General features: G+C 44.3%; 22 protein-coding genes. 11 read left to right on the forward strand and 11 right to left on the reverse strand.

Annotated elements, in window-relative coordinates:
* Positions 1 to 129: 129 nt before the first annotated feature.
* The gene (locus tag VCHENC03_RS13680; protein WP_009705900.1) at positions 130 to 1503 is read right to left on the reverse strand and encodes an L-cystine transporter; all 1374 of its coding nucleotides are present in this window, start codon (positions 1501 to 1503) and stop codon (positions 130 to 132) included.
* 192 nt (positions 1504 to 1695) lie between these two features.
* Positions 1696 to 2391 (reverse strand): NAD(P)H-binding protein, encoded by a 696-nt coding sequence (locus VCHENC03_RS13675; protein ID WP_009705901.1) that lies wholly within the window; start codon positions 2389 to 2391, stop codon positions 1696 to 1698.
* Between the two features lie 679 nt (positions 2392 to 3070).
* Here VCHENC03_RS13675 and VCHENC03_RS13670 point away from each other — a divergent pair.
* The 9 genes from VCHENC03_RS13670 (at position 3071) to btuD (ending at position 11722) form a co-directional block, all read left to right on the forward strand.
* On the forward strand, positions 3071 to 3682 hold the full coding sequence (locus VCHENC03_RS13670) for a flavin reductase family protein (protein ID WP_009705902.1): 612 nt from the start codon (positions 3071 to 3073) through the stop codon (positions 3680 to 3682).
* Positions 3683 to 3715: 33 nt separating this feature from the next.
* Positions 3716 to 4759: a nicotinate-nucleotide--dimethylbenzimidazole phosphoribosyltransferase gene (cobT, locus tag VCHENC03_RS13665; RefSeq protein WP_009705903.1), complete on the forward strand. Its 1044-nt coding sequence runs from the start codon at positions 3716 to 3718 to the stop codon at positions 4757 to 4759.
* On the forward strand, positions 4759 to 5565 hold the full coding sequence (locus VCHENC03_RS13660) for an adenosylcobinamide-GDP ribazoletransferase (RefSeq protein ID WP_050554376.1): 807 nt from the start codon (positions 4759 to 4761) through the stop codon (positions 5563 to 5565). The genes cobT and VCHENC03_RS13660 overlap by 1 nt, the downstream gene beginning before the upstream one ends.
* Complete coding sequence (cobU, locus tag VCHENC03_RS13655) at positions 5562 to 6095, forward strand: bifunctional adenosylcobinamide kinase/adenosylcobinamide-phosphate guanylyltransferase (RefSeq protein ID WP_009705905.1); 534 nt, start codon at positions 5562 to 5564, stop codon at positions 6093 to 6095. The genes VCHENC03_RS13660 and cobU overlap by 4 nt, the downstream gene beginning before the upstream one ends.
* 11 nt (positions 6096 to 6106) lie before the next feature.
* The gene (gene cobC, locus VCHENC03_RS13650; RefSeq protein ID WP_009705906.1) at positions 6107 to 6721 is read left to right on the forward strand and encodes an alpha-ribazole phosphatase; all 615 of its coding nucleotides are present in this window, start codon (positions 6107 to 6109) and stop codon (positions 6719 to 6721) included.
* A gap of 82 nt (positions 6722 to 6803) precedes the next feature.
* Positions 6804 to 8603 carry a M3 family oligoendopeptidase gene (locus tag VCHENC03_RS13645; RefSeq protein ID WP_009705907.1) on the forward strand — a complete coding sequence of 600 codons (1800 nt, stop codon included), beginning with the start codon at positions 6804 to 6806 and terminating at the stop codon, positions 8601 to 8603.
* A gap of 238 nt (positions 8604 to 8841) precedes the next feature.
* Positions 8842 to 9870, forward strand: a complete 1029-nt coding sequence (locus VCHENC03_RS13640) for a succinylglutamate desuccinylase (protein ID WP_005439838.1) — start codon at positions 8842 to 8844, stop codon at positions 9868 to 9870.
* A gap of 102 nt (positions 9871 to 9972) precedes the next feature.
* Entirely contained in the window at positions 9973 to 10968 is a 996-nt protein-coding gene (gene btuC / locus VCHENC03_RS13635; protein WP_009705908.1) for a vitamin B12 ABC transporter permease BtuC, read from the forward strand.
* On the forward strand, positions 10955 to 11722 hold the full coding sequence (gene btuD, locus VCHENC03_RS13630; RefSeq protein WP_083481830.1) for a vitamin B12 ABC transporter ATP-binding protein BtuD: 768 nt from the start codon (positions 10955 to 10957) through the stop codon (positions 11720 to 11722). The genes btuC and btuD overlap by 14 nt, the downstream gene beginning before the upstream one ends.
* A gap of 315 nt (positions 11723 to 12037) precedes the next feature.
* Here btuD and VCHENC03_RS28025 read toward each other — a convergent pair whose 3' ends face one another.
* The 4 genes from VCHENC03_RS28025 to VCHENC03_RS13615 all read right to left on the reverse strand — a co-directional run bounded on the left by VCHENC03_RS28025 (position 12038) and on the right by VCHENC03_RS13615 (position 14894).
* Positions 12038 to 12268 carry a hypothetical protein gene (locus VCHENC03_RS28025; protein WP_157621121.1) on the reverse strand — a complete coding sequence of 77 codons (231 nt, stop codon included), beginning with the start codon at positions 12266 to 12268 and terminating at the stop codon, positions 12038 to 12040.
* Between the two features lie 66 nt (positions 12269 to 12334).
* A complete protein-coding gene (locus VCHENC03_RS13625) occupies positions 12335 to 12910 on the reverse strand; it encodes a nucleoside triphosphate pyrophosphohydrolase family protein (protein WP_005445519.1) in 576 nt (191 codons plus the stop codon).
* Between the two features lie 108 nt (positions 12911 to 13018).
* Entirely contained in the window at positions 13019 to 13600 is a 582-nt protein-coding gene (locus VCHENC03_RS13620; protein WP_009705910.1) for a DUF1415 domain-containing protein, read from the reverse strand.
* 82 nt (positions 13601 to 13682) lie between these two features.
* The gene (locus VCHENC03_RS13615; RefSeq protein ID WP_009705911.1) at positions 13683 to 14894 is read right to left on the reverse strand and encodes an MFS transporter; all 1212 of its coding nucleotides are present in this window, start codon (positions 14892 to 14894) and stop codon (positions 13683 to 13685) included.
* Positions 14895 to 15006: 112 nt separating this feature from the next.
* Between VCHENC03_RS13615 and VCHENC03_RS13610 the strand changes: the two genes are divergently transcribed.
* Complete coding sequence (locus tag VCHENC03_RS13610; protein WP_009705912.1) at positions 15007 to 15876, forward strand: LysR family transcriptional regulator; 870 nt, start codon at positions 15007 to 15009, stop codon at positions 15874 to 15876.
* A 65-nt stretch (positions 15877 to 15941) separates the two neighbouring features.
* Here the strand turns inward: VCHENC03_RS13610 and VCHENC03_RS13605 are convergent, their stop codons facing one another.
* From VCHENC03_RS13605 to VCHENC03_RS13590, 4 genes are all read right to left on the reverse strand, one after another.
* Positions 15942 to 16961, reverse strand: coding sequence for an FUSC family protein (locus VCHENC03_RS13605; protein ID WP_009705913.1), 1020 nt, complete (start codon positions 16959 to 16961; stop codon positions 15942 to 15944).
* Positions 16962 to 17094: 133 nt separating this feature from the next.
* Complete coding sequence (locus VCHENC03_RS13600; RefSeq protein WP_009705914.1) at positions 17095 to 18096, reverse strand: DUF2955 domain-containing protein; 1002 nt, start codon at positions 18094 to 18096, stop codon at positions 17095 to 17097.
* Positions 18086 to 19192: an HlyD family secretion protein gene (locus VCHENC03_RS13595; protein WP_009705915.1), complete on the reverse strand. Its 1107-nt coding sequence runs from the start codon at positions 19190 to 19192 to the stop codon at positions 18086 to 18088. The genes VCHENC03_RS13600 and VCHENC03_RS13595 overlap by 11 nt, the downstream gene beginning before the upstream one ends.
* A gap of 276 nt (positions 19193 to 19468) precedes the next feature.
* The gene (locus tag VCHENC03_RS13590; RefSeq protein ID WP_005439862.1) at positions 19469 to 19696 is read right to left on the reverse strand and encodes a glutaredoxin family protein; all 228 of its coding nucleotides are present in this window, start codon (positions 19694 to 19696) and stop codon (positions 19469 to 19471) included.
* Between the two features lie 419 nt (positions 19697 to 20115).
* Here VCHENC03_RS13590 and VCHENC03_RS0125780 point away from each other — a divergent pair, with 419 nt between their 5' ends.
* Positions 20116 to 20448 (forward strand): hypothetical protein, encoded by a 333-nt coding sequence (locus tag VCHENC03_RS0125780; RefSeq protein WP_032802702.1) that lies wholly within the window; start codon positions 20116 to 20118, stop codon positions 20446 to 20448.
* 21 nt (positions 20449 to 20469) lie between these two features.
* Here VCHENC03_RS0125780 and VCHENC03_RS13585 read toward each other — a convergent pair whose 3' ends face one another.
* Positions 20470 to 21405 carry a helix-turn-helix domain-containing protein gene (locus tag VCHENC03_RS13585; RefSeq protein WP_009705916.1) on the reverse strand — a complete coding sequence of 312 codons (936 nt, stop codon included), beginning with the start codon at positions 21403 to 21405 and terminating at the stop codon, positions 20470 to 20472.
* Between the last annotated feature and the right edge of the window lie 453 nt (positions 21406 to 21858).

Here is a 21858-nt window from a genome sequence, read left to right on the forward strand (position 1 = left end):
TTAGACTCTGGTAAGTCTTTGAAAGAGGTTGGGGGAGATTCGTCAGGCTTTTATTTTCGCGAGTCTGAAAACCAAAAAAGCCGATGGGCAAACCATCGGCTCGTGTAAGAAATGTTTATTGGGTAGCGACTACGCTTTCTGTTCTTCCAACGCAGTTTCGCTATTGGTCGACTTTAATACTCGGCTAGTAATCGTTCCGGCTGTCATCGCGCCAGACACATTAAGTGCAGTTCGCGCCATATCGATCAATGGTTCGATAGAGATAAGCAACGCTGCAATTGTCACAGGCAAGCCCATTGCTGGTAGTACAATCAATGCCGCAAAAGTTGCGCCGCCGCCTACACCGGCAATACCGAATGAGCTAATCGTGATAATAGCAATCAGTGACAAAATGAAGTTGATGTCTAGAGGATCAATACCCATCGTTGGCGCTACCATCACTGCAAGCATTGCAGGGTAAATACCTGCACAGCCGTTCTGACCGATTGTGGCACCGAAAGATGCGGACAAGTTCGCAATCGCTGGTGGGACGTTTAGCTTGGTGATTTGTGCTTCAACGTTAAGTGGAATCGTTGCTGCTGAGCTGCGTGATGTAAATGCAAATGTCAGTACAGGCCAGATCTTCTTAAAGTACTCTGCTGGGCTCACACCAACGAAAGACACTAGCAGTCCGTGTACAAGGAACATAAGTAAAATAGCAACGTACGATGCCACGATGAAGCCTAACAGGTTAAGGATGTCACCAGCACTTGAAGTGGCAACGACTTTTGCCATCAGAGCTGCGATACCGTAAGGCGTCAATGCCATGATCATCTTAACCAAACGCATCACGATAGATTGAGCAGCCTCAACGAAAGTGCGAATAGGAGATTCTAGCTCTTCTTTTTCTGCCATCACTTTACGTGCAGCGATACCCACTAACACACCAAAGATAACCACAGCAATGATCGATGTAGAGCGAGCACCTGTTAGGTCAGCAAATGGGTTGGTTGGAATAAAGCTAACTAGCATCTGAGGAATCGTTAGGTCGCTTACTGAGCCTACACGGCTTTCTAGCACCGCAATACGGGCTGTTTCACGCGCACCTTCTGTGAGGCCTTCGGCAGAAAGACCAAACGTTGTGGTCACCAGAATACCAATCATGGCAGCAATAGCGGTCGTAACGAGAAGAACAGAAATCGTAAGGCCAGAAATCTTACCCAGAGAGCCGCCTTTTTCCAGCTTAACAACCGCTGAAATCATAGAGACCAGTACCAATGGCATAATGACCATCTTCAACAGGCCAACGTAACCACTACCAACGATACCAACCCACTCAAGCGTTTGAGCAATTACATCGCTACCTTCGCCATGAACCAGTTGTAAAGCAAGACCGAAAAGTGAACCAGTCACAAGACCAATTAACACAAGACGAGATAACGTGTTCTTTTTTTGTTGTTGGTTAAAAAGAAAGAATAATATGGCGATAAACACCGCCAGAGAGGCAACCACTGCGAAATTCATAATCTGACCTTATTAATCAGCACCAAATGCTGACTGTTTTTTATATGGGGCTATATACTGGTAACGTAAGATACCGATCGGGATATAACTTTAAAAATGAAAAACAGGTATTAGATAGATCGAAAATGAATATAAAAGTGAGACGCATATCTCGTGCAATAACGTTTTAGCACGAGATTTATCCGATTTTACTTAGTCATAATGCTTGATGAGGTCCATCATCTCTCTTCTATGCAAATAGACGATTGGGTCTTGTTGATAGCTGAAAACTTGGTAAATCATCGCTTTGGCTACGTCTTGAGCTTGAATAGGCACAAAATTAGCCAGTTTTCCCAGCATAAGCGGACGAATTACTTTAGAAAGAGTCTGAACAACCTTCTCATCTGTACGAGGATTTTCTCGTTGCCCGACCAGAGGCCCTGGTCTTGCGAAGACCACTTCTTCAAAGCCCATCTTTTCAATATTTTTTTCCATGTGGCCTTTGCAAGCAAGATAGTGGGATGATGAAGAGGCTTTTGCACCCAAACTCGATACGACTGCAAGGCGTTTTACGCCAATCAACTTCATTTGCTGAGCCACTTTACACACTAACTCGACATCGATTTTCCTTAAACCGTCTTTGCTGCCGGCTTGCTTCAATGTTGTACCAAGACAAATAAAACCAACACGAGGGGTCGGTTGTTGTTCGTCCCAGTCATGAATGGTGAGCTCAGCATCGAGAAGTGGGATGATTTTATTATCAGGGTCGGCAATGTCAGTGAGGGCTCGTCGAGAAAGGGAATACAGAGTTTCGATGCTAGGCTGTGAGATCAGTTGAAGGAGGACTTCTCTACCAACCAGCCCTGTTGCGCCAGCGATAATGACACATGCATTTGAATCGTTACTCATTGTATTCTTCCTCATAGAGAACAGTTGCTTAGGCTATTTATTGTAGCTTAATTGTTCAGCCAAGCATTAGGCATGCTATCAATGTTTGACGCACGACCCGTTTGATTGCTCTTCAAACAAGGAAAATAAAAAGACCCGCGGGACAAACGGGTCTTTTTTCTTAGGAGAATGATAAGGGTATGGATCGCCGAGATTGGCGTGGTGGGTTTGGCTTGCCTCTCTTAGCGGGGCGACGACTTTGATTGGCAAACATAATTTCTCGCTTTTTGTGTTAGGGACGATTTCTCTAAAGCATCACACGTGCCAACTTTCAAAATACAGACGATGAGGAAATCAGCTCTCGTTTCATTTACGCCTAATCTGTGTTAGATGTGCTATTGGATAGTTTTTATTTATCAATGCTTTAAGTTGTTTTTTAGACTGATATTGACCGTCAGACGTTATCAATTAGAGCGCTGAAAAATAAATGACTGAGACTGAGTTGGTTTAAGTTGAATGCTTTTGTTAGTGGAACAAACTTGTTGAAATAACATTTTTATCAATATGACTGTCGAATTGACAAAATGCGCTGTCAAAAAGAGAAAATCAGATGAAATTGCACGGGAGAGGGGTACACTTGTTCTCTCAATTTGTCGGGAGTCTCATTTCTCTCGCGGTTTTCTAAGACCAAGGACGTCGTATGAACATAGATCTCAGTACGCTTGCGCCAACGCAGGTGTACCATTTGATGACTCAAACTGTCATTCCTCGCCCAATCGCTTGGGTGCTCACAGACTCAGGTGAGCAAAACTTCAACTTAGCGCCATTTTCCTACTTTACTGCGGTTTCTAGCCGTCCACCTTTATTGATGATTTCTGTGGGAAAAAAGCCCAATGGTGATATCAAAGACACCACGCGAAATGCATTAGAAACAGGTAAGTTGGTTATCCATATTGCACCCAGCGATCTCTCGGATAAAGTCACTTTATCTTCTGCCACATTAGAACATGGGGAATCTGAACTGGAGACGACTCAACTTGAGACGGTTGATTTCCAAGGTTTCGAATTACCACGCTTAGAGGGCGCGCCAATTGCATTCGGCTGTAAGTTGCATGAAGTGATAGAGATGGGGGAGACACCGCAAAGTTTAATCTTTGCAGAGATTGAACACATTTATGTCGATGAGCGGGTCATATCCATGGAGGGTGACCGTTTAAAAGTTGATGCCTTAGCTGTAGACCCATTAGCTCGGTTAGGCGGTAATGAATACGCCACGTTAGAAAAAACTTTTTCTGTCGCTCGTCCAAAATAAAGAATAAAGAATAAAGAATAAGGAATCATCATCATGGATCGCTCTTTTGCCTCAGAAATTCAAGCTCGCATTGATAACAAAACCAAACCATTAGGCGCTCTTGGTTTGCTCGAAAAAGTGGCGCTAGAACTGGCGTTAATTCAAAGCCAAGATAAGCTTCAATCGGTTGAAACAATAGAAATTCGCAAACCAAGCATGTTGGTATTCGCTGGTGATCATGGTATCGCGGAAGAAGGGGTGAGCATTGCACCAAGCGCCGTGACTCAACAAATGGTGGCGAATTTTCTCGCTGGTGGCGCTGCTATTAACTGTTTCTGCGATCTCAACCAAATTGACTTTAAGGTGATTGATTGTGGCATGTTGTCACCGATCGATACCTTAGTTGCTGACTTTAAACATCATCCCAACTTGATTGAGAAACGTCTGGGAAATGGCACGGCAAACTTTGCCAAACAAACTGCGATGTCGTTAGAGCAAGTTGCATTGGGTTTGGAATATGGTGCCCAGGTCGCGCAGCAGGCGATTCTTAATGGCTCGAACTTGTTGATGTTTGGTGAGATGGGGATTGGCAATACCAGTTCGGCATCGGCATTGTTAACTGCGCTGAGTCCATTGGAAGTCGACCATTGCGTTGGCTATGGCACGGGCATTACTCAAGAGCAGCTAAACCGTAAGATCAAGCTAGTCGCACAAGGTGTGAATCGCTGTGGTGATCTAGATACCAAAGGCGCGTTGGCTCAAGTCGGTGGGTTCGAAATTGTGCAAATGATTGGCGCATTCTTAGAAGCGAAACGCCACAAAACGCCAGTCTTGGTCGATGGATTTATCGTCTCTGTTGCCGCTTATGTCGCGACTCTATTGGATGAAGAGACGCGAGATTACATGTTGTTTGCTCATAACTCAGAAGAGAATGGGCACAAGTTTGTGCTGGAATGCTTACAAGCGGAGCCTCTCTTAGATCTTGGACTGCGCTTAGGTGAAGGAACCGGAGCTGCACTTGCTTTGCCACTCGTAAAAGCGGCGGCTCAGTTTTACAACAACATGGCGAGCTTTGAGAGTGCGGGAGTGAGGGTTTAGTGTCTGCTTCTGATAATACACTCCATTCAGAGACTCGTTCTTTGCGCTATCAGAGTGAGCTTTTCTTGCTCGCAGTAAGCTTTTTTAGCCGTATACCTGTGCCTTCTGATTTACCTTACAGTGAAACGCGCATGAACCAAGCGGGGAGATACTTTGCTTTGGTCGGTGTGTTGCTTGGGCTACTGTGCGCAGCTGTGTTTTCACTGGCAAGTTTATTGTTCCCAAACTCAGTTTCCATCGTGTTAACCATGGCATTTAGCCTGTTGCTTACCGGCGCGTTTCATGAGGACGGTTTAACGGATATGGCAGATGGCATTGGCGGTGGTATGACGTTAGAGCGCCGCTTAACCATCATGAAAGACAGCCGCATCGGGACGTACGGAGCGGCAACGCTAGTGATGGCGCTGTTAGCGAAGTTTGTATTTTGGAGCGAGTTAGCCAATGAGCCTCAGTTTTGGCTGATGATCGTTGTGGCGTATACCGTGAGCCGAGCACTGGCTGCCACTCTCATATACGACATGCCTTACGTTAGTGACGCTGACACCTCGAAAAGCAAACCGTTAGCGAATAAACAATCGAGCTTAGAGGTCGCGATACTACTCTTAACTGGTGGGATTGTAGCGTTGTTATTGGGCGTGACTCAGGCTGCTGTGATTGTATTGGTATTGGCACTGTTTCGTGTCGGCTTTAAACGCTGGCTGACCAAACGTATCGGCGGATTTACTGGCGATTGCCTTGGTGCCGCGCAGCAGCTTTCAGAGTTGCTTGTTTATCTCATTCTTATCGCATTTAGTCATTCATTATGAAGCAACTTATTCTAGGTGGTGCTCGCTCAGGAAAGTCGAGCTTAGCAGAGAGCAGGGCGCAACAGTCGGCACAAAACAAAAACGGAATGCTTCACTACGTGGCGACCGCATTGCCTTTTGATGAAGAAATGAGGCAACGCATTACTCACCATAAACAGCAGCGAGGGGCTGGGTGGATTGAATATGAATGTCCGCTTAACTTGCCTGAGCTCATTTGTGAGTTTTCGTCTCAAGATGTCGTATTAATTGACTGCCTTACGCTTTGGCTCAACAACTGGATCTTTGAACTCGGTGATGACTGCTGTAATGAGCGGTTAGAGGAGCAAATTGAGTTGTTGGTGAATGCCGCAGCACAATCTGACGCGACGCTGATTTTTGTCTCTAACGAAGTCGGGATGGGTATTGTGCCGCTCGGCGCCGTTAGTCGTTACTTTGTTGATAATGCGGGACGGATGAATCAAAAACTGGCGACCGTATGTGAGCAAGTCACGTTTGTCGCTGCGGGTTTGCCGCTTGAGCTCAAACCATAGGACGGGAATAAATGAAAACGTTGAATATCTACTTACTGCGACACGGGAAAGTGAACGCAGCCCCAGGTTTACACGGACAAGCCGATTTAAAAGTCGATGAAGCTGAGCAACGCAAAATTGCTCAAGCCTGGCAACAAACGGGCCGAGAAGTAGAAGGGATCATCAGCTCTCCTTTGTCACGTTGTCACGACCTTGCTGAGATACTTGCGGAGCAGCAACTTTTGCCTTTAAGTGTGGAGCCACAACTTCAAGAATTGGATTTTGGTGATTTCGACGGGATCCCATTTGACATGCTTTCTGAGCACTGGAATAAGCTCGATGCATTTTGGAAAGCACCGGCACAACACACCTTACCGAATGCTGAGAGCTTGGATGATTTCTCTCATCGTGTAACTTGTGCTTGGTCTCAAATCATCAACGATATCAATGACAACTTGCTAATTGTCACGCATGGTGGCGTAATTAGAATGATTCTTGCCCATGTATTGGGTGTAGATTGGCGCAATCCGCGATGGTATTCGACATTAGCGATAGGAAATGCGTCAGTAACATATATAACAATTACCATCGATGATCAGATTTACGCCTCAATTCGTTCGATAGGCGTACCACTATTTGAAAATTAGTCACGGAAGTAGCCAACGCTTGGATCTCTACCGAGTTTAAGAGAGAAAAGGGCTGGCTCGATTACATCAAAAGGAACTATAAATGACCGCTCCTAGCTGGGATTTATCCATCGTTTATAACGATCTCGCTGACCCACGAATTCAAGATGACATTGCCCTAGTAGAGCAATGCATTGACCTACTCAATAAACAGTCTGCTGATTGTAACTCTGTTGAAGTGATGCAAAACGCAATCTTAACCAGTGAAGCGGCAAGCCGTTTGGCTGGCACGATTGCTAACTTCGCTAACTGTTACGCCTCAGTGGATGCGACAAATGCAGAGGCGAAAGCACTGCTAGGTCGTATGACGCGTATTTTCTCTGAGCTTTCTCAAGCTTACAGTGCCTTTGAGCTTAAATTGACTCACGCTGATGAGGAGTTCATTACTCGCGTTTTGGATCATGAAAATCCAGACATCAGTGGTCAGGCGTTTTCAATCCTAAACTCTCGCAAACTGGCTGACACACGCTTAAGCACAGAAGAAGAAAAGCTATTAGCGGCAATGAGTGTGGATGGAAAATCTGCGTGGGGTAAGTTATACAACAACCTCACGGGCTCTTTGAAAGTGAAGCTTGACTACGCTGATGGTGAAAGTGAAGAGCTTGGCTTCTCGCAAGCAGCAAGCATTCTTTATGGCTCTGAATTTGATCGCCAAGAAGCTGCATGGCGTGGCGTTCAAAAGGCGATGGCGACACATCAAGAGTCTTTTGCCTCTATCCTTAACGCACTTTCAGGTTGGCGTTTAACAGAGAACAAAAAGCGTTCTACCAAACGTGATGTTCATTTCCTTGATCCAAGCTTGCATGGCAGCCGAATCAAAGCCGAAACGTTGGATGCCATGATGAAAGTGGCTAAAGACAGTCGTGAAATCGGCCAAAAAGCCGGTTTGCTAATGGCTAAGGTCCACGGTCTGGATGAGATGAAACCGTGGAATCATCTTGCTGCGATGCCTGCTTTGAGTGGTGAAGCGAAAGTTTACCCTTTCGATGAAGCAATCGACGTCATTTGTGAAGCGTTCGAAACCGTGAATCCAGACATGTCTGAGTTTGTCCGCATGATGGTACAAAACGGCTGGATTGATGCAGCGCCTAATGCCAACAAACGCCTTGGCGCATACTGTACTAAGCTGCCGGCGACGCGCACGCCGCTCGTGTTTATGACGTGGAGTGGTAGCCGCTCAGACCTGATGACGCTGGCTCACGAGCTTGGTCACGCATTCCACAACTGGGTGATTCGTGACTTACCGCTTTGCCAAACGTACTATCCAATGACGTTGGCAGAAACCGCCTCGATTTTCGCTGAAAACATCGTTCGTGATCACCTGATTTCAAAAGCAGAAAGTGTGGATGATAAGCTCGAAATGCTGTGGGAAGAGCTCTCTTCGGCGTTAGCGCTGATGATCAATATCCCTGTTCGTTACGAGTTCGAAAAAGCTTTCTACGAGCGTCGTCAAGAGGGCGAACTGACAGCAGATGATTTTTGTGAGCTGATGTCAGAAACGTGGAAAGATTGGTATGGCGATGTGATGAGCGAAGCTGACCCTTATTTCTGGGCGAGCAAACTGCACTTCTCAATCTCTGGGGTGAGCTTCTACAACTACCCATATCTGTTCGGCTTCTTGTTCAGTAAAGGTATCTACGCTCAACGTGAAGCTAAAGGGGAGCGCTTCTACGACGATTACGTAGATCTTTTACGTGACACTGGCAACATGATGGCAGAAGAGGTTGTCGAGAAGCATCTAGCAATGGATCTGACGCAACCAGAATTCTGGCAGCAGAGTGTAGAGCTAGTTCGTGACAAAGTAGACGAATTTGAACGTTTACTCGCACAACGTGGTGAATAAACGCTAAAAGTTGATCAAATCATAATGATCTTCTTTAGGGCTGTGGTAAAGTTCACAGCCCTAACACTTTGTAATTGTTTAAAAAATAAACGCCCCAATGCTTGATTTGAGTGCATGGCGCGAAAAGGTATGGGATTTTAAATAAATTTGATGGCTTCTACTCATAAGTGGGATCGCAACAACAAAAATCCTTTGTACAATTTATTAACATACCCGCCGTGCTATTAAGGAGTAACGCATGACGAAGTCTCTCTTTCGCCAATCGTTTTTAACTGACACGTTAGATGTTCATATTGATGTCGCGCCAGCGGAGCAGGTGCTGTCTAATGGTGTAAAACTTAAACTCTATCAGCGTGGTGTGCTAGAAGTGATTCCTGACGAATACACTCAGGAAACAAAGAACGTCATCATCTCTTGTGGTGTCCACGGGGATGAAACCGCACCGATGGAGCTGGTGGATTCAATTATCAAAGACATCGAATCTGGCTTCCAGAAAGTCGAGGCTCGATGCTTATTCATTATCGCTCACCCAGAATCGACTCTGGCGCACACGCGATTTTTAGAAGAAAACCTTAACCGACTGTTTGATGAGAAAGAGCACGAGCCGACCAAAGAGCTTGCGATTGCTGATACCCTCAAATTGTTAGTCAGAGATTTCTATCAAGATACAGCAGCGGAAACACGCTGGCACTTAGATTTGCACTGCGCGATCCGTGATTCAAAGCACTACACCTTTGCGGTGAGTCCGAAAACGCGTCATCCTGTTCGTAGCAAAGCTTTGATTGATTTTCTCGACAGTGCACATATTGAAGCGGTGCTGCTTTCTAACTCGCCAACCAGTACATTTAGCTGGTTCAGTGCAGAGAACTACGGCGCTCAAGCTTTGACGATGGAACTGGGTCGTGTGGCTCGCATTGGTGAAAATGACTTAGACAAACTGACAGCATTCGATTTATCACTGCGTAACCTAATTGCAGAGGCGAAAGCGGAGCACTTGTCTAAACCATGTATCAAGTACCGTGTTAGTCGTACGATTGTGCGTTTGCACGAAGATTTCGATTTCATGTTTGATGACAACGTCGAGAACTTTACCTCATTCGTTCACGGCGAAGTGTTTGGTCACGATGGTGACAAACCATTGATGGCAAAGAACGATAACGAAGCCGTTGTTTTCCCAAACCGCCACGTCGCGATTGGTCAACGCGCAGCATTAATGGTGTGTGAAGTGAAAACACGCTACGAAGATGGTGAGTTAGTCTACGATTAATGCCATATCGCTTTAATTTCGGCGAATAAAGCGTAAGAACACATTTGCAATTTACCGAGGCTTAACTGTAAGGTTAAGCCTCGTTTGTATTTATCGGCTACTATGGATTTTCAACAACTTATCCTGAACAAGGAACGACGCTGGCAACGCAATCTTTTGATTATGTCAGTGATTCTCGTGCTGCTCTCTGCTATCCACTTGATGGTCGGAGAGGTATTCCTTTCTCCTTTTCAGTCTCTCTCTGCATTTGAACAAAAACTCTTGTTGGATTTACGCCTGCCACGTTTGGTTTCTGCCGCCATTATCGGGGCAGCATTGGCGGTCTCTGGTGCTACCTTACAAGTTCTACTCGGGAACGTATTAGCCGAACCCGGCGTTCTCGGGATCTCCGGTGGTGCGAGCTTGGCAATGGTGCTCGTCATGTTTGCCTTACCAGCTTTACCGTCTCCAATGATCTTTATGTTGGCTGCCATTGCCGGTTCGATGTTGTTTACTGTTATTTTGGTTGGTATCGCTAGGGCAATGCATCTTACTACCGCACGGTTGCTGCTCGTCGGTGTAGCTCTGGGTATTTTGTCGAGCGCAATTGTGACGTGGGCATTCTACTTTAGCGATGACTTGAGCCTGCGTCAGTTAATGTATTGGCTAATGGGGAGCATTGGTGGAGCAAGTTGGTATCAGCACACGGTTACTTTGGTCATGCTACCTGTGCTAATTTGGCTCTGCTGCAAGGGCAAACCGCTTGATAAGTTGATGCTAGGGGAAATCCATGCCACTCAACTGGGCATTGATGTTCATCAGATGCGCTGGAAACTCATTTTGGCAATCTCCGTACTTGTTGGTGGTTCCGTTGCGTTGGGTGGGATCATTAGCTTTGTGGGCTTAGTCGTGCCGCATCTGCTTCGATTAGCGTTTGGTACAGAAAACCGTTACCTGTTGCCTCTTTCTGCGATATCTGGCGCAGCCTTATTGGTGTTTGCGGATATCGGCGCGCGTTTGTTGCTTGATTCTGCTGAGCTGCCGCTGGGAGTGATGACCACTTCTATCGGCGCACCTATCTTCATTTGGATGCTGGTGAAAAGTCATGATGCACGTTAAGCACATCGCAGTGGGAAGTCGACTGCTACCGCTCTCCTTTGAATGTAAGCCGGGTGAGGTTGTCCATGTCGTGGGTCCAAACGGCTCCGGGAAAAGCACATTACTTGGTGCGATATCTGGCACCTTAACTCAGCGTGAAGGCGTGAGTGGGGAAGTACTTGTCGACAATAACGACCTACTCACAATGCCACTTTCAGAACAAGCGCATATCCGTGGGTATCTGTGTCAGCAATCGAGACCTGCATTCAATGTTGATGTCTTTCAATACTTAGCACTTTCACTGCCAACTGGCGCCAATATCGGCGATGAGAAAGTACGAGATGCAGTCAATATCGTTATTGAGTTAGTGCAACTGCAAGACAAGCTTCATCGAAGTATTCAGACATTATCCGGCGGTGAATGGCAACGTGTCCGTCTAGCCGGGGTGTGTTTGCAAGTGTGGCGCACAATTAACCCTTACTCTCAGCTATTGATTTTGGATGAACCCGCAGCGCCGCTGGATATTGCCCAAGAAGGACTGCTATATCAGCTCATTAATGCCATTGCTGCGCAAGGCATCGGGGTGTTGGTCGCAAACCACGATCTGAACCGAACGCTTAAGCACGCTGATAAAGTCTTGCTGCTCAATAACGGCGTATTGCATTCTTCCGGTAACGCCGATGAAGTGCTATCAGAAGAAGGATTAGCTGAGGTGTTCCAAACTCAAGTTAAGAAGGTCTTAGTAGAAGAAAGGCCGTATTTAATTTTTGATTAATATCTTAAAGAAATACAGAGCATCCAGATGCCAAGCGTTTATTTGGTGAGAGACTAAAACAGAGGCATCTGATGTGAATGGGACTTCTTGATATCTAATGGGTTATCGACTCCCTGAAAGTACTCCACCCAAACTTTATTACTTCTCGGAAACTCTCGCCGGAGGGCTTTCTTAATGTGTTTACGCGTACTGACCAAATCTCCTATCATTGTTTGATTGTGATACCCCGTTTCAACAACTTGGAACTCGCTATCTGCTAGACAGTAAATCAGAAAGCCGCGATCTCTTTTGTAAGTCTTAAACTCTACCGCCTCTTTAGGCTGCAATTCTTTGAGCTGTTTTTCGACTATCGGCAACACCTGAGATATATGAATCATAAGTAATCCACGATATGGTAACTGAGATAAGGTTATCAGAGAGATAGACCTCAGAAATATCAATAAATACTGAACAGATGTTTAGTGGCGTTAAAAGCATGGATTTAGCTTCATTGACCGGAGATTCGATGAGGTTTAACTTTTGAGTAATGAGGCTCTGAGCGGACATAAAAAAGCGCCCACAATATCGAGCATTGTGGGCGCTGAATTTTATCTGTAATACTTAATCGATGACTTATTGTGTAAGTGGCTTAAGGTCTGCAGGGCGGTAGTAAACCGACTTTAGAACCTTGCCTTTACGTACCGTTTTGCCTTCAGATACAAAATCTTCTGCACATTTTGCAATGATGTATTCGCCTTTTTGAACCGCCATCAGCTTAATGCCTTGTTCAGCGTAGAACGCTTCTGTTTCTGCGTATTCTTGCTCGTTACGACACACTTTGCTCATGTTGCTTGAGTGCACTTCGTCCCAGCAAGGGATAAAGTCGATACCACGGTTCACCGCTACGTTAAGCAGTAGATCAATCAGGTAGCTGATCGCTAGGTTATCTTCAACTTTGCTGTCACCAAGGTGTACTAGACGACCCATTAGAACGTAAACGCTGTCAATAATTGCGTCTGCTTGCTCGGTTTTGCAATCCGCTTCCGCTAGTTCAGTAAGCTCTTCGATCGCAAGAGAAGTGTGTAGCGTATCTGCTTGTGCGTCTAGGCTTGCAACATCCGCCACTGGTAGGTCGAAAGTGCTACGGAACTCTGTGATGTCACGGTATAGGTGATCAAAAATCTCTTGGGTTAGCTTTGACAGTTGCATTCTAATGTCCATTGAATCGATTGAAGTCGCAATCATATCAAACCGAACTTTAATCCCCAAGCGATCCCATTCTAACTGGTTAGAAATCTGTCTCCTGGGGAGTGAGTTTTAGCGGAATAGGTAAGGGAAGAGCTTCTTACGTTCTTCCTCTGAAAGCGCTGAAACACGTGCAATATTGGTATCTGGAATGGACTCTGGATCAGGGTAGTGTTTGAGTACCTTTTCCATGCTCTCTTCACGGATCAAATGAAACACTGGGTATGGAGAGCGATTCGTCAGGTTTTCATCATCTTCTGGTTCTGCACCGCCAAAGCAGTAATCAGGATGGAAGGTGGCAACTTGGAAAATGCCTTCCCAATCTTGCTGTTTGATCAAGCCTTCAACCCAATCAATGAAGAAGTTGTAATCCCAGAAATCTTGCAGCATGTTTGGAACCACAACCAAGGTTGTCTCCAGTTTTTCTGGCTCGGTATTACTGAGTTCGAACAGTTGCAGCAAAATGTCTTCAAGTAGAGCTTCTTCTTGCGAGGCTTCACTAACGAAGATTTTGATTTGTTTATTGCGCTGTGGCTTAGCGGCGAACGGGCAGAGATTTAACCCGATCACGACATCGTTGAGCCACTGATCGACTTGCTCTGTGATCGCATTGATATCGGTGTTTGGTGATTCTTGTGTTGAGCGCGTTGGCATACGACTTTCTTGCTTTTATGAATGTGGCGCAAGCATAGCAGACCAACGCCACAACATAAAATCAATAGGGCTTAACGCCTTGCTAAGCAGTTATATCTGCGTTATCGCCAGCGTCAATTCGCTCTGTAATGTGTTTTAAGAATGCGATAGCAGCGAACATGGCAATGTACAGTGTGCTACCGCCGATGAGTACACTCGACCAACCGCCGTTTTGCCAGCAATAGAGCAATAGGAATCCACCTAAACTGCCGCCAATATAGTAATGCACAAGATACAATGCGGTCGCCGTCGCTTTTGCTTGTGTTGCGTTTTGTCCAACCCAACCGTAGGCGAGCGTGTGAGTGAAGAACGCACCGAAGCTGATCAATAACAAACCTGTCAACATTGCAGGTATGCTTTCAATTACTGCGATCCACATGCCAGCCATGCTGACGATAGAGCCTAAAAACATGCCAAATATCGGCGAAAAGCGTTTACTCCAATGTCCGGCGCAGCGGGAAGAGAACGTACCACCTAAATAGCAAACAAAGATGAGAGAAGCTAACCCGACAGGCACATTATGTGGTGCACTAACCAAGCGGAATCCCATTACCGAATAAAGATTAACGAACAAGGCAAAGTTCAAACCGCCAATTAGCATAGCGAACCACACACGTTGATTTTTGAAGTGTCCGATAATAGCTCGATTGTGGTGCCTTAAACTACTTGAAGAAGGGGTGAAGTTTTTCTGTTTTGGTAGCAAGTAATGCACGCTGACCACACCGGTAAGGGTTACTAGCATCATGACTTCGATGGCGACGTCGATGCTGAAGTTGTCTGCCAACAAACCTCCGCTGATACGCCCTGCGATCCCTCCCAATGAATTGGCTGCGATATAAGTACCGATCGCCATTGAAAATGCGTGTTTATCTAGCTCTTCCGCCATATAAGCAACGGCAACAGCAGCAAACGCGGCAAGCGCAACACCGATCAAAGCTCGGCACACGACTAAGAATAAAAACGAATCACCAAACAGCATTAGTGCGGAGATAGCAGGGATCGAGAATAGACCAAACATCATTACGGGTTTGCGCCCAATTGATTCAGAGAGCACAGCCATCGGGACCAAGCTAAAGGAGAGAGCCAGTGTGGTGGCGGCGAATAGCCAGTTGACCTGCGTTTCCGAGATCTGAAAGTGTGCCGCAAAGCTTGGCAGCATCGGTTGGAGGAGGTAAAGGTTTGAGAAAACCAAAAAAGAGCCTAGCGCCAGAGATAGCGTAATGCGTTTGTATTTCGGAGTGCCGAAACTGACCATGAGTCCTGCCTAATGCGAGCGAGCAAATATAAAGAAACTGTGATCAATCTATCAGTTAGTTGTGGATTGAAAAAATATATTAAAAATATGGTTGGTATATATTTTTGATCTAATGGAATCGAAACAACTCAAACACTTTTTGGCGGTTGCGGAACACGGCAACATTACTCATGCAGCTAAGGCTTTGCACATTGCTCAGCCAGCGTTAAGCATTTCAATTAAGAAGTTCGAACAGTCTCTTGGTGTGACGCTGTTTCGCCGAGAAGAAAAGAAAATCAGCTTAACCAAAGAAGGGGAAACCTTGTTGGTTCACGCTAAGCGAGTAATTCAGCAGTTACACGATGCGCAGCTAGCGATTGATGAGCTCAAAGGTTTAGCCAAAGGGGAAGTGCGCCTTGGTACGCCTTCAATGATGGGCAGCTATTTTTTCCCTCGAATTGTCATGGCGTTTAAGAGCCAGTATCCAGATTTAAAGCTGACGCTGGTGGAGGCGGGCACTCAGTCTATTCGTCGAATGTTACTTAATGGCCAGCTCGATATTGGCGTGATCAGCTGTGACGATGTACCAGAAGACTTAGAAACTGACCATCTGTTTACTAGCCAAATGGTCGCCGTCGTGGCTCCGGAGCATGACTTAGCTCAGCGCAGTGCCATCACATTTGATCAGTTTTTCGAGCATGATTTGGTGATGTTCCAACATGGCTACTTCCACCGAGAATTCTTAGACCACGTGAGTGAAGAGCATGGCTTTACGATGAAGTCCTCATTCGAAACCAACTTGCTGCCGCTCATTCTGAGTATCGTTAAACAAGAATTTGCTATTACTGCGCTCCTAGAATTGGTGACACAACATGAGCAAGGTGTAGTGGGTATTCCATTTGAACCGAGCGTTAAGCTCGACCTTGCACTCGCGTGGCGAAAACAAGGCTATCTATCCATTGCCGACCGAACTTTCATTGACTTTGTTAAGCGGTATGTTTGATTTGCATCCAATCAAAACCAAACTATTCAATGGAAAGCCTCCCTTTAATTGGGAGGCTTTTCTTTTTATGGAGTTATCTCTTTCTCATTAAGTGGTATCAAAACCCCTAGAGCCACCATGGCAGCGCCACCGATTACGGTGAACAATACTCGCTGCGAAAAGATCAATTCAGCCATTTCCGGATTAAAAGGGCCCACCGATACAGTAAGAATAAGCAGCATGATACAAGCTGTGGCAATGGTGTAGTTGTGCTCGAGATATACAAGGATGCCGTAAAGCGAAGCGATGACCAAAACCCACATGGTTATTGTCATTGCCATGTCGGAGTTGAACGAGCCCAATAGCAATCCCACAGGCAAATAAACTAATGCGCCAAGCAAGGTTCCGTTCAAACGTTGCCAAGCTTTCGGTGCTAAATCTTTGCTGAACGGGCTGTGGATCATCATAAATAGGTAAGCACCTAAAACGGCTCCTGTGCCACCCCATATACCTAGCGACAGCACCAAGCCAATCCCTAGCGCTTTGCGGCTGGAGTACTTGAGATCAACACGACCAATTTTATGTGTGGTGCTCATCGAGCCATTCTGGGTGTTGGCGTTTGTCCAAACCAACGTACTAGCAATGATCGCCACAGTGATGCCAAGCACAACCGATACTGAACGTTGAAGCATAAGTTCTGTGGCTGGGATATCTACTGGTATCATCATCGATAACAACATAAACGTCAGCGGCAGAATGTACTTTGGTACTCCTTGATGGTGTTTATCGCGCTCTGTTATGACGAGTAAGAAGGCAAACAGCGCACTAGTAAAAGGCGCATAAGTGATAGGCACCATGGAAAGTGGTACCGCAATTAATGTCATGATCAAAGGATGAAGGCTACCTAGTAGAGTGTCCTTTGTTGTGCTGAATTTGAGATTGTATAGGTAGTGGATGATTCCCACTTCCACCGCCACAAAAGCTTCTCCGACATCATAAAAATACGCGCTGATGATAAGCAGCACGATAGAAAGCAAAAACATGCGGTTGCCTAACACAAGGTAAGGCTTTGGTGGGATGAATTTTTTAGCGAGTGAATCGAGCATGGCGTATTTCCCATCCTTCAGTGAATAACAATATGGAAGGTATGAGATTACCAATTTGATGAAATATTCATTGCCAGTTTGCGACAATAGTGATGAAAGCTTGAGCAGCATAAAGTGCCCAAGCTTAATGCGACTACGCGGTCTTCTTGTCGCGAGATTCGAAGAAATAGGTCACAAATACCATGTAAGCAACGACCAACACTAACTGCCATATCCGAACGTAAAACTTATCGTCTAGCGCACCGCTGCTCATGGAGGTACCCATTAACACCATAAAGCCCGTAAATGCAGTGGCGTAGACTGGGGATTTGGCGGGCTCGGTGTAAATCTTGGTCCCAAGTAACGTAATAACCACCAACATCACGAGCATGTAGATATACATATTTGGCACCAAAGAAATGGTAACGAAGGCCGCGAAAGCGAGTAGTCCTCCTAACACATTGCTGATAACAAAAAACAATGATGTCTTGCCCGCTTTGTTGCTGGTTGCCATCAGAGAAAGCAGCATGACAAACGCAACGGTGAGCAATATTTGTGACAGTTGGAAATAGAAATAAAAACAAACTAAGGGAAACGACATCATCCAAGCTCGAATCGCAGCATTCCAACGAACTTGTTTGCTTAAGGGGGAAGGGGGGAAGCCAGCAAATTCCGTCGCATCCTCTTCTGGGAAGTAAACATGCGACACCCCGTAAAGCGCTACGGCGACGATACCAGAAAACGCAAAACCGATGCCTACGTCTAAAGCAGCTTGCTTGTCGATGATAGTGACCGATGGAATCAAAATCAGGGCAATCATTAAGAAAGTGGCAAACATTACCCATTTCGGATCGGTAAATAGGTAATAGCTCCATAACATGCCCAGCGACAGAGCAGCCAGAAAACCTATTTTGTACTCTGGCAAGCCGCTCGATACCAAAAAGCCAATGACCGCAGTGGAGATCAACGCATAGCCAAGTTGTTTGACATGCAGAATATGAAACTGCGGTTTATCGACGATGAATTTTGCAGTCAAGAGAGGCGTACAAAATGCCAAAGGCCAGTTAAACCATAACGCGATAAAAGTAGCCAAACCTACAGTGACAACATAGCGTAGGATTCGACGTTCTTGTGCTTGGGTCAGGCTATCTAACATAAGAGAACACGCTCACTAGGTTGATCCAAATCTTACCCAAAAAGTTAAATAGAGCGTTGCTCTCTGTGTAGATCACCACATCTGCTTGTCCACCGATGCGCATGAAGTCAGCCGCATGTTTATCATCGAGCTTAATGGTCACGGGCATACGCTGTGTATCGCGTAGCCAACCATTTTGGTTTTTCACTGTGGCTAAGGTGCCTGGCTGATTATTTGCGCCCCATGCAACCCCTAAATCTACGGAAGATACCGTGCCAGAGAAGGTTTGTCCGGGAGCATAATCGAGTGCAATTTCAACTTTATCTCCGGCGTTAATATTGCCCATGCTGTTTTCGCGGAAGAAGGCTTCAAGCCATAAACCGTCGCTTTCAACAAACGTCATCAAAGGAGAACCTGCTGTGGCATAAGCGCCTTGCGACAAATTAAAATTGGTTACAGCGCCATCAGAAGGTGCTCGCATTGTCGTGCGTGATAAGTTCAGTTGCGCTTGTTGCAGTTCCAGTAAAGCCGATTGGATCTGAGCGTTATCTTCACCTGCCGCTCCCACCTGAACTTTTGCTTTTTCTAGGTTAGCTTTGGCGTTAACGACATCGGCATTCGCTTTATCAATGGCTGCGCGAGTTGTGTCTGCATCTGATTTTGAAACCACGCCTTTTTCTGCCATGGCTAAAACTCGTTGACCTTGGCGTTTAGCATTTTCTTGTGCCACGAGCGCGGTGGTCAATTGAGCTTGTGCTGACATCACACCAGCCATTTGCGAGCCAACATTCTGTCCTGCGATTTTGAGCTTTGCTTCTGCTTGCTTGACCGCAATCTGGTGATCGGTGGTATTGATTTGCAGTAGCACATCGCCTTTTTTGACTTCGGTATTGGGTTTAACGCTGACACTGTCTACTTGGCCAGAAACTTGTGGGATCAATGAGACGACATTGCCTTCCACACGGACATTATCGGTCGTCGGAATGATGCGATCTGCCACAATCGCTGTACCAATGGACACCATAGTGAGTGCCAATAATGCATTGGTGGTGCGCTTGACCTTATTAACCGGTTGCGGGGCCTGGGTAGCTTGGTTTTTTGTTGCTGTCTCTGACATATTCACACTCACTTATGGTGGAGAAGGACGGTCAGAGTTCACGATCGACGCAAGATAGGGCGCCCCTTAACTGAGACCGGTTCGTTTGAGCGTTAAAATACAGCTTGTAAGCAAGTGAAAATTGCCATTACACGACATTCGATAATTTTAAAGAGTCGTGGTTTGAACAAGAGTGAGTAGACAAAGAAATAGGGTGGGCAGATACAAAAAGAGCCTCTCTTTGGAGAAGCTCTTCAGTGTGGACTAAGTAACCGGGCAATTGGATTGGTTTGCCACTTAGTTGCTGTACATTTTTTCAAAGTTCTTTGGGTTCCAGCCAATCATGACGCGATCACCAATCTTCAGTACAGGTACAGAACGAGCACCCAGTGCATCGAGCTCTTTGCGACCGCGTTGCATTTTTGCGTTGCACAAGCGGTAGTTAATATTTTTCGAATCAAGATAACGTTGAGCATCTTTGCAGTGCGGGCATTTGTCTTTGACGTAAAGAACGACACGTTTCATTCAATTTCTCTCCATTATCGTCGGGAGGCGAAGTTTAGCGAGGTTTCAAGGGAAAGAAAAGCTCGGTGAACGACTAAGTAAAGTAGGAATAGCGGGAAGAAGAGCTTAGACATCAGAGAGACTGAAGATAAAAAAATCCCCTCCGTAGGGAGGGGGAGTAATAAAGCAATATGTAGTTCAAGACTAAAGACTTGTTATCCCATTAAACAAAAGGATATTGGCTATAATACTTAAGAAATACTTTATGAATATGGCATTTTAATAGCATTGAAAAATTAAGTGCTAATTAATAATAAATAGACTAATTTAGCATTTAAAAAAATAATTATTTAAAACCGCTATTTTGTTTCATGTAATTGATGACATAAAATTAACAGAGTTAGTTCTCTTATTAAAAATATTTTTATCGAGATTCAATTATGCCTAAAAATCAATCGGAACGTTCTGGTGATTTCATTAAAAAAGCAAAAGAAAAGTATGGAGAATTGTATGATTATTCACGTGTTGAGTATATTAATCAGAATATTCATGTTGCCATAGTTTGTTCAAAACATGGAGTTTTTTATACTTCACCTAAGAGTTATCTTGCTGCAACAAGAAAGGTTGGATGCCCTTACTGTAGTCGGGAAAAAAGGAGAGTGTTGTTGGCTAAATCAACAACAAAAGAAGTAAAGTCGTGTGAAACGAACAATTTTAATGTAATAGGAGGAACTAAAAAGAATAAAGAATTACTACTAAATGTATTCAAATAGAAATCAATAATCCATATAAAATTAAAGATTTGTCTTTGATGACATATTTCTTCTTAAAGCTTCTAGTTTGCTTTTGGCGTGAGTAATTAAATATAAAAATGGTTTTGCAGATAGATAGTTTTCAGTTTTAAACTTTAGTCGTACATAAGAATATCTTTTACCAAACAACTTTACTCCACCTTTTCTTACCGGTTTTCCTTTAGAAATTACTTCATATTCTGTAAATTGCTCATACAACTGTAAAATTTCTTCATGATAACAGTTTGTGATGAAATATTTAATGTCAATGTTTTCTTTTAGAAGTTCTACCGTATGTAAAAAAATTGCAAGTCTAAACTCAGGGATTGGACTGTAATCCGAGATGAAGAACAAACTCAAACCTTGAGTTTGACGTTTGTCTAGTTTTTTGAAAACATTACTAGACTTTTGAAGCTCAAGATCCAAAAGTTCGTCTGGGTAGTTTATCGGTATAAATGTGTATAGCAAGTGCCCACATAGGTGGCCTGTGATAGTTTCTGCTTTTGAAAATGCAACATTATGGTTTTTGAATAAGTTATCATTCACGTCGAGTTGTAGAAAATTTTTGTGAAAACTAATGATATTTGATGATGTTTTTTTATCTATGGGGAAAAAGCCTTCATACAAAGTAACTCTTTCTTTTCCTAGTTGGTAAGGGTCTTGCGTTGGACCTATATATTCCTTTAAAAATATCTCTTCTGCATCCTTAAAACTCAATTTGTCATCTATAAGTACTTTTATATCATCTTTGTAAATTCTAGCTACTAAAATTTGCTTAGAAATTTTTGGTGTTGTAACTCCTCTTTCCCATCGACTATATGTTGTAATGTCGAGACTTCTAAATGAAGTATCATTTTCTGATAAGTAATCTATAACTTGTTGTTGCGTTAACCCTCTATTTGATCGCAATCTTTTTAAATAGTTCGCAAACACACTCATCACTTTTCCTCTCTCTTGATATGTTTATTTACACACATTTTCTTGTAAGTAAATGAATTTGTGTTAATTAAAAGCTAAAATTCTCAATTTTAACAAGCCGAGTAATGGTAAATGTGTAAGATAGGTAAATATTAATCTTTTTCTTTAATAAGTGTCTTGTTGTTATTAATTTTATATATGATCATTATTGCTTATGGGTTTGTATGTTTTTTTGTTTTTAAAGTATGTGAAATAAGAATTATTGTATTTAAACTTATGTGAAATCGCGAAAAATTTGAATCTATTTATATTTTTGGCATGGAAAAGTTAATCACCGAATCACCAAACTAATTTTTAGAACTTCAAGTGGCTTTTATTTGAGATTATTGTGGCTGTTGAGGTTTGTTATTAATTACTTTTAATTAGTATTTGAAATGTTTTCTTTTTTTTCAACACTTTATGGTTTTTTAGGCA

Origin of the sequence: Vibrio sp. HENC-03 (assembly GCF_000305755.2) — a bacterium.
Taxonomy (GTDB): domain Bacteria; phylum Pseudomonadota; class Gammaproteobacteria; order Enterobacterales; family Vibrionaceae; genus Vibrio; species Vibrio owensii.

What these genes read in the sequence shown, in the direction of transcription:
- VCHENC03_RS0125780 (WP_032802702.1), top strand. Translation starts at nt 20,116, where the DNA reads ATGCCTAAAAATCAATCGGAACGTTCTGGTGATTTCATTAAAAAAGCA.
- VCHENC03_RS13625 (WP_005445519.1), bottom strand. Translation starts at nt 12,910, where the DNA reads ATGCAACTGTCAAAGCTAACCCAAGAGATTTTTGATCACCTATACCGT.
- cobU (WP_009705905.1), top strand. Translation starts at nt 5,562, where the DNA reads ATGAAGCAACTTATTCTAGGTGGTGCTCGCTCAGGAAAGTCGAGCTTA.
- VCHENC03_RS13615 (WP_009705911.1), bottom strand. Translation starts at nt 14,894, where the DNA reads ATGGTCAGTTTCGGCACTCCGAAATACAAACGCATTACGCTATCTCTG.
- cobC (WP_009705906.1), top strand. Translation starts at nt 6,107, where the DNA reads ATGAAAACGTTGAATATCTACTTACTGCGACACGGGAAAGTGAACGCA.
- VCHENC03_RS13640 (WP_005439838.1), top strand. Translation starts at nt 8,842, where the DNA reads ATGACGAAGTCTCTCTTTCGCCAATCGTTTTTAACTGACACGTTAGAT.
- VCHENC03_RS28025 (WP_157621121.1), bottom strand. Translation starts at nt 12,268, where the DNA reads ATGTCCGCTCAGAGCCTCATTACTCAAAAGTTAAACCTCATCGAATCT.
- VCHENC03_RS13585 (WP_009705916.1), bottom strand. Translation starts at nt 21,405, where the DNA reads ATGAGTGTGTTTGCGAACTATTTAAAAAGATTGCGATCAAATAGAGGG.
- cobT (WP_009705903.1), top strand. Translation starts at nt 3,716, where the DNA reads ATGGATCGCTCTTTTGCCTCAGAAATTCAAGCTCGCATTGATAACAAA.
- VCHENC03_RS13605 (WP_009705913.1), bottom strand. Translation starts at nt 16,961, where the DNA reads ATGCTCGATTCACTCGCTAAAAAATTCATCCCACCAAAGCCTTACCTT.
- VCHENC03_RS13610 (WP_009705912.1), top strand. Translation starts at nt 15,007, where the DNA reads ATGGAATCGAAACAACTCAAACACTTTTTGGCGGTTGCGGAACACGGC.
- btuC (WP_009705908.1), top strand. Translation starts at nt 9,973, where the DNA reads ATGGATTTTCAACAACTTATCCTGAACAAGGAACGACGCTGGCAACGC.
- VCHENC03_RS13590 (WP_005439862.1), bottom strand. Translation starts at nt 19,696, where the DNA reads ATGAAACGTGTCGTTCTTTACGTCAAAGACAAATGCCCGCACTGCAAA.
- VCHENC03_RS13675 (WP_009705901.1), bottom strand. Translation starts at nt 2,391, where the DNA reads ATGAGTAACGATTCAAATGCATGTGTCATTATCGCTGGCGCAACAGGG.
- VCHENC03_RS13645 (WP_009705907.1), top strand. Translation starts at nt 6,804, where the DNA reads ATGACCGCTCCTAGCTGGGATTTATCCATCGTTTATAACGATCTCGCT.
- VCHENC03_RS13680 (WP_009705900.1), bottom strand. Translation starts at nt 1,503, where the DNA reads ATGAATTTCGCAGTGGTTGCCTCTCTGGCGGTGTTTATCGCCATATTA.
- VCHENC03_RS13595 (WP_009705915.1), bottom strand. Translation starts at nt 19,192, where the DNA reads ATGTCAGAGACAGCAACAAAAAACCAAGCTACCCAGGCCCCGCAACCG.
- VCHENC03_RS13670 (WP_009705902.1), top strand. Translation starts at nt 3,071, where the DNA reads ATGAACATAGATCTCAGTACGCTTGCGCCAACGCAGGTGTACCATTTG.
- VCHENC03_RS13600 (WP_009705914.1), bottom strand. Translation starts at nt 18,096, where the DNA reads ATGTTAGATAGCCTGACCCAAGCACAAGAACGTCGAATCCTACGCTAT.
- VCHENC03_RS13620 (WP_009705910.1), bottom strand. Translation starts at nt 13,600, where the DNA reads ATGCCAACGCGCTCAACACAAGAATCACCAAACACCGATATCAATGCG.
- btuD (WP_083481830.1), top strand. Translation starts at nt 10,955, where the DNA reads ATGATGCACGTTAAGCACATCGCAGTGGGAAGTCGACTGCTACCGCTC.